This window comes from Frankia sp. Hr75.2, from assembly GCF_949319125.1.
GTDB classification, from domain to species: domain Bacteria; phylum Actinomycetota; class Actinomycetes; order Frankiales; family Frankiaceae; genus Parafrankia; species Parafrankia soli.
This window is the reverse complement of record NZ_CASGGV010000266.1, coordinates 72,600-78,599: the sequence shown is the minus strand read 5'-3', so window position 1 is coordinate 78,599 and position 6,000 is coordinate 72,600. Positions and strand designations below refer to the sequence as shown.

Annotated in this window: 5 protein-coding genes; 2 read left to right on the top strand and 3 right to left on the bottom strand. The window is 69.5% G+C overall.

What is annotated here, in order from left to right:
- Both AC559T_RS18305 and AC559T_RS18300 read left to right on the top strand, forming a co-directional pair.
- Positions 1 to 940: PepSY-associated TM helix domain-containing protein (locus tag AC559T_RS18305; protein ID WP_498869523.1), on the top strand; the 940-nt coding region annotated here is incomplete at its 5' end.
- A 252-nt stretch (positions 941 to 1,192) separates the two neighbouring features.
- Positions 1,193 to 2,044: an SAM-dependent methyltransferase gene (locus tag AC559T_RS18300; RefSeq protein WP_112106040.1), complete on the top strand. Its 852-nt coding sequence runs from the start codon at positions 1,193 to 1,195 to the stop codon at positions 2,042 to 2,044.
- 125 nt (positions 2,045 to 2,169) lie between these two features.
- On the opposite strand, the gene efeB is transcribed toward AC559T_RS18300, so the two are convergent.
- From efeB to efeU, 3 genes are all read right to left on the bottom strand, one after another.
- The gene (gene efeB / locus AC559T_RS18295) at positions 2,170 to 3,579 is read right to left on the bottom strand and encodes an iron uptake transporter deferrochelatase/peroxidase subunit (protein ID WP_498869522.1); all 1,410 of its coding nucleotides are present in this window, start codon (positions 3,577 to 3,579) and stop codon (positions 2,170 to 2,172) included.
- Positions 3,576 to 4,757: an iron uptake system protein EfeO gene (efeO, locus tag AC559T_RS18290; RefSeq protein ID WP_131626071.1), complete on the bottom strand. Its 1,182-nt coding sequence runs from the start codon at positions 4,755 to 4,757 to the stop codon at positions 3,576 to 3,578. The genes efeB and efeO overlap by 4 nt, the downstream gene beginning before the upstream one ends.
- A gap of 86 nt (positions 4,758 to 4,843) precedes the next feature.
- Positions 4,844 to 5,809: an iron uptake transporter permease EfeU gene (gene efeU / locus AC559T_RS18285; protein ID WP_498869521.1), complete on the bottom strand. Its 966-nt coding sequence runs from the start codon at positions 5,807 to 5,809 to the stop codon at positions 4,844 to 4,846.
- Positions 5,810 to 6,000: the final 191 nt, after the last annotated feature.

The window sequence follows — 6,000 nt, the reverse complement described above, 5'->3', positions numbered from 1 at the left end:
GGTGGGGGGGGGCCGCCGCCCGGGGGGGGCCGGGGGGGGGCCCCGGGTCCTGTTGCCCGACCTCACCGCCCGCGGGCGACGACGCACGATGGCCTGGCATGGGAGCCTCGGCGTCTGGCTGCTCATCGGCCTGCTGTTCCTGTCCGCAACCGGTCTGACCTGGTCTCGCTACGCCGGGGCGCACTTCTCCTCCGCCCTGGACGCCGCCGACAGTCACACCCCCGATCTCGACACCGCCCTGCCCCAGGCTGCCCCCGCGGGCGGCAACCGTGGGATCGGTGGGAGCAGCGGGATCGGTGGAGAACACGAGGGCCACACCATCGCCGGTGCCACCGAGACCAGTTCCTCGGACGCGGCAGGTGTGGACAAGGTGGACCGGATCATCGCCGCCGCGCGCGGGGCGGGCCTCGACGGACCCGTTGAGATCACACCACCGGCCGAGGCCGGCACGGCGTGGACTGTGGCCCAGACCGACCGGCGCTGGCCGGTACGACTCGACCAGGTGGCGGTCGACCCGGCTGACGCCAGGGTGGTCAACGAGGTGCGCTGGGAGAGCTGGCCGCTGCTCGCGCAGCTCACCAAGATCGGCATCGCCGCGCACATGGGCGAGCTGTTCGGGGTGGCCAACCAGATCCTGCTGGCCAGCCTCGCGGGCGGCCTGGTCTGCGTGATCGTCTGGGGCTACCGGATGTGGTGGCAGCGCCGTCCCACCCGAGCGGACCATGCAGGCATCGTCGGCCCGGCCCCCACCCGGGGCACCTGGCGGCGGGTACCCAGGCCCGCGCTGGTCGCCCTGGTCCTGGTCACCGCCGCGGTCGGCTGGGCGCTGCCCGTGCTCGGAGTGACTCTCCTGGCCTTCCTCGCCCTCGACGCGACCGCCGGGCTGGTTCGCGGCCGGCGCCGCCAACGGACGGACGGGAGCCCCACCCAACCGGCGTGACAGGCATCAGACCAACGTGACGTCCACCCGCTGCGCCGGAAAGCCGGGCAGCGGGTGGACCTGCGCGGACCGACGGCGGAGTGACGGCGGAGTGACAGTGGTCGGGAACATCTGGCTTCGACTTACCGTCCCCCCGAAAAGCTATAGATCAGCAACAGGCATGGCCTTTCGATCCCACGGGCCCATCTTTGAGATGATCCGGTTCCCGGATCATCCGATCCTTGATCATGACGGTGGCACGGGAGATCAGGCATGACGAACAACACTCCCGGTAAGGGGCGCTGGCGGAAGTTGATGGACGAGATCCCGACCGTTGATCTTCGGACCGACCTTCCGCATTCCGCCCGCATGTACGACTACTACCTCGGTGGGAAAGACAATTTCCCCGCCGACCGGGCCGCCGCGGACCAGGCTCTCCATGCCTTCCCCGGGCTGCAGGTGACCGCGCGCCAGAACCGGGCGTTCCTCATCCGGGCCACCCGCCACCTTGCCGGTGAGCTCGGAATACGCCAGTTCCTGGACATCGGCACCGGCATTCCCACCAGCCCGAACCTCCACGAGGTCGCGCAGGGGATCACCCCCGAGGCAAGAGTGGTGTACGCGGACAACGACCCGATCGTGCTCACCCACGCCCGCGCCCTGCTGACCAGCAGCCCACAGGGGCGCACCGCCTACCTCGACGCCGACATCCGCGACCCGGCCCGGATCCTGCGCGCACCGGAACTGCTTGACACCCTCGACCTGACACAACCGGTCGCGCTGTCCCTCGTCGCGATCTTCCACTTCATTCCGGATTCCGACGACCCCTACGGCATCGTCGGCACCCTCATGGACGCCCTTCCCGCCGGCAGCACCCTGACGCTCACCCACGTCACACCCGACTTCGCCCCGCAGGAGGTGGAACGGCTCGCCGAGATCTACCGGAAGCAGGGAATCCCCGCCCGGCCACGTACCCACTCCGAGGTCGTCCGCTTCTTCGACGGTCTGGACCTCGTCGACCCCGGGGTGCAGCTCCTGCACCGCTGGCGCCCCGACGACGACACGCCAACCGGCCTGACCGACGCCGAGGTCGGCGGATACGGGGCCATCGCCCGCAAAGCCTGACACCCGGCGAGCAGCGAGAGGAGATGGCCGTGGAGACGGGCCCAGATCCCGGCGGTCGGCCCAGAAGCGGTCATCGAGAACGACGGCGGTGCGCGACGGACAGGCCGGCCGAGTCGACCGTGTTGTCAGGCGAAGAGCTTCTGGCCCCAGTACTGTCCTGGCTGGACGCCCGGCGGGCAGGCGTACAGGCCGCTGCCGACGTGCTGGATGTATTCGTTGAGCGCGTCGTTGGACCTGCCGGCCAGTGATTTCTGAATTGTGACGAACTGGGTCCGCGGGTCCCGCTGGTAGGCGATGAAGAACAGCCCGGCGTCGAGGCGGCCGAGGTTGTCGGTGCCGTTGGTGAAGGAGTAGCCACGGCGCAGGATCACGGCGCCGTTGTTCTGGGTCGGGTGGGCGAGCCGTACGTGGGCCTTGGTGTCGACGACCAGCTCTCCGGCGGAGTCCTTCGCCGCGAAGTCCAACGGGTCGAACTCGTCCTGTTGGCCGAGCGGAGCTCCGCTTCCCTTGGTGCGGCCGATGACCCGTTCCTGCTCGGTGAGCGGGGTGCTGTCCCAGGGCTCGATGAGCATGCGGATGCGGCGGCTGACGAGATAGCTGCCGCCGGTCATCCAGTCCGGCCCGTCGCCGGGCTGGACCCAGACGTGGGTGTTCATGGTGGGCGTGTCCTCGGCCCTGATGTTGGCGGTGCCGTCCTTGAAGCCCATCATGTTGCGCGGGGTGATCTGGTCGGTCGAGGTGGAGCTGGTGCGGCCGAACCCGAGCTGGGAATAGCGCACCGAGGCGGTGCCCCGGGCGAGACGGGCCAGGTTGCGGATGGCGTGCACGGCCACCTGCGGGTCGTCGGCACAGGCCTGCACGCACAGGTCGCCGTCGCTGGAGGCTGGGTCGAGGGCGTCGCCGGGGAAGGCAGGCAGGTCGGCGAGCTGCGCCGGTCGCGAAGCGGCGATCCCGAAACGGTCCTTGCCGTTGGCATCGGTGAACAGGCTGGTGCCGAAGCCGAGTGTGAGGGTCAGCCGGGCGGGCGACAGCCCCAGCGCCTCACCGGTGTCGTCCGGCGGGGAGCCGGGCGCACCGGTGACAGCGCCGGTGCCGACGTCCAGCCCGGCGGTCATCCTGGACGCCGCGTTGGTCCAGGCGGTGAGCAGCGCGATCAGGTCGTCGCGGGTGGCCGCCGGGCTTAGGTCGAAGGCGGCGAAGTGCAGCCTGTCCTGTACCGGGGTGACGATTCCGGCCTGGTTCGAACCGAAGAACGGAACCCTCTGGCCCGACCCCGGCGACTCCTCCTCCGAGTTGGAGGCGACGAAGCCGGCGGCGGTGCCGCCCGCGCCGACAGCCGCGGCGCCACCGAGGAACGCGACCATGCGGCGACGACTGAAACCGCGTGCCGCGGGCGCCGGCTGGCTCCCGCGGCCGCTGCGCGGGCCATCGGCGTCGGCGTCGCCAGCGGCGCCGGCGCCGCTGGCGGTGACGGCGGTGGTGGGGTCCTCGGTGGCGACGGCGTCCGGGCCGCTGGGATCAGGCAGTCGGCTCACTTGCTGGTCACGACTCCGGCGATCTGTCCGATGGGCTCGGAGATGGCGTCGACCTCGACGGCGAGGGCCTTGACCTCGTCCTGGGTGAGGCTGTCGTAGGAGATGTACGGGCTGCCGGGGATGTAGCCGCTGTCCCCCGGCTTGGCCAGGTGCTTGTCGAGCAGGCTGACCAGCACGGGGAAGCGCTTGTCGAGCGTCGCCACCAGCTCCGGGTCCTTCTCCTGCAGGGCCGGGCGCAGCGCGCTGTAGACGTACTTGGCGCCGTCGACGTTGCCCGCGAAGTCGACCAGGTCGATGCGGGAGTAGCGCTCCTCCTCACCGGTGACCTTCGACGCGGCGACCTCGTCGAGCAACGACTTCGCCCCGTTGGCCATGACCAGCGGCGTGAGCTCCACGGTCTTGATCAGCTCGTTGAGCTTGCCGACGTTCGTGGTCAGTGCCGTGGCGAGCGGCTGGGTTCCGTCCAGGGTGTTCCCCTCGAACAGCTTCTGCTCGATCGCGTGGAAGCCGACGAACGGGGTGTCGGGCGTGGCATCGTCGATGCGCATGTCGATGAGCGGGTCGAGGTCGCCGAAGGACTCCGCGATCGGCTCGATGCGCTCATAGTGCAGTCGGACGTTCGGGTAGGCCTCTTTGGCCTTGGCCAGGTCACCCGAGTTGATCGCCTCGACGAACCCCGCGGTGGTGTCGACCAGCGCCTGGGTCTCGGACCCGACGTACGTCTTGTACGAGGTGACCGCGGTCTGCAGGTTCTGGTCGAGCGTCTGCGGCGGCGCGGCCTCGCCGGTAACCGTGAGCGCGGTGCGGATGCCGTCGCCCACCATGCCGGGCTTGCACGCCACCTGGTACCTGCCGGCCGGCAGATCGACGATCAGGTTCCGCTTCGTCGACGGGCCGACGTTCTCGACCTCGCCCATGATCCGGTCGCCGTCGGCGTAGACGTAAACCTCGGTGACCTGCGACGCGGTGTTGGTGACCTCGAAGGTGTGCCGGCCCGCGGGCAGTTCCGCGCTGGCCACCTTGCAGTCCTTGTCACCCGCGTTCACCGCGATCGGTCCCCCGCCGGCGCCGGACGAGCCGGCGTCAGTCGAGTTGTCCGACGAGCAGGCCGCGGCCAGGGTAGCGGCCACGACGACAGGACAGGCCAGGCGCATGACGCGGCCGACAGGCGATTTCACCGGTTCTCCTCAAGGTTTCTGGCGATGCGACAGATGGATCAGCCGTAAGTGGCGGCACCCGCCACCGCGGTGGCCGTCAGCGGCCGTCAGCTGGTAGATCCCGACGGGACGGGCGGCGGCCCACTCGGCTGGCTCGGCTGGCTCGGCTGGCTCGGCTGGCTCGGCTGGCTTGGCTCGCTCGGCTGGCTTGGCTCGCTCGGCTGGCTTGGCTCGCTCGGCTGGCTCGACTCGCTCGGCTGGCCGGACCGGATCCGATGACCGAGGAAAAACAAGGTCATGACCGGGACGATGTAGGCGGCCCAGGCGATCGCCTGGGCGACGGTGGTCTGCGGGGTGAAGTTGAAGACGCCCTTGAGCAGGGACCCGTACCACGACCCTGGTGAGATCTGCTCGCTGACGTCGAAGGCAAGGGTGTTCAGCCCGCCGATGACGCCGCCCTCCTGCAGGTCGTGGATCGCGTAGGCCAGCACCCCGGCCGCGATCACGATCAGGCCGGCGCCCGTCCAGGTGAAGAACCGGGCGAGGTTCAGCCGGACCGACCGCCGGTACAGCAGCCAGGCGAGCACCACCGCGGTCGCGATGCCCAGCGAGAAACCGATCACCGGCTCCGTCGTGCTTCCCGCGGCCTGCACCGCCGACCAGAAGAACAACGCGGTCTCCAGGCCCTCGCGGGCCACCGAGAGGAAGGCCGTGAGGACGACGGCGAAGGTGCCCAGCTCCAGTGCCGAGGAGAGCCGTCCGTCCAGCTCCGCGCGCATACTGCGGGCGGTGCGACGCATCCAGAAGACCATCCCGGTGACGAACACCACCGCGATCGCGGACATCGTGCCGCCGAAGATCTCCTGGCTCCTGAAGTCCGCGAGCAGGCTCGTCGACGTGTACGTCAGCAGCGCCCCGAACGTGACGCTGACAGCGACCGCCAGGGCCACCCCACCGGCGACGACCACCAGCCGGTCCCGTCGGCCAACCTTGACCAGGTAGGCGATCAGGATGCTCACGACCAGCGCGGCCTCGAGGCCTTCACGCAGGCCGATCAGGTAGTTGGCGAACACGACACTTGATCCTCCAGATCAACAACTATCTGGCGATAGTTGTTGAAGGTTAGGCATACCTAATAGTTACCGAAAACGCAAGCCAACTTTCCGCCCGACATCGGGCTGAGCTGGGGCAACGGGCGTGCGGCGGACAGATTGTCCGCTCTGCGTGATGTCACAATCGCTGGGCGGCGCAACACGGCGATGCG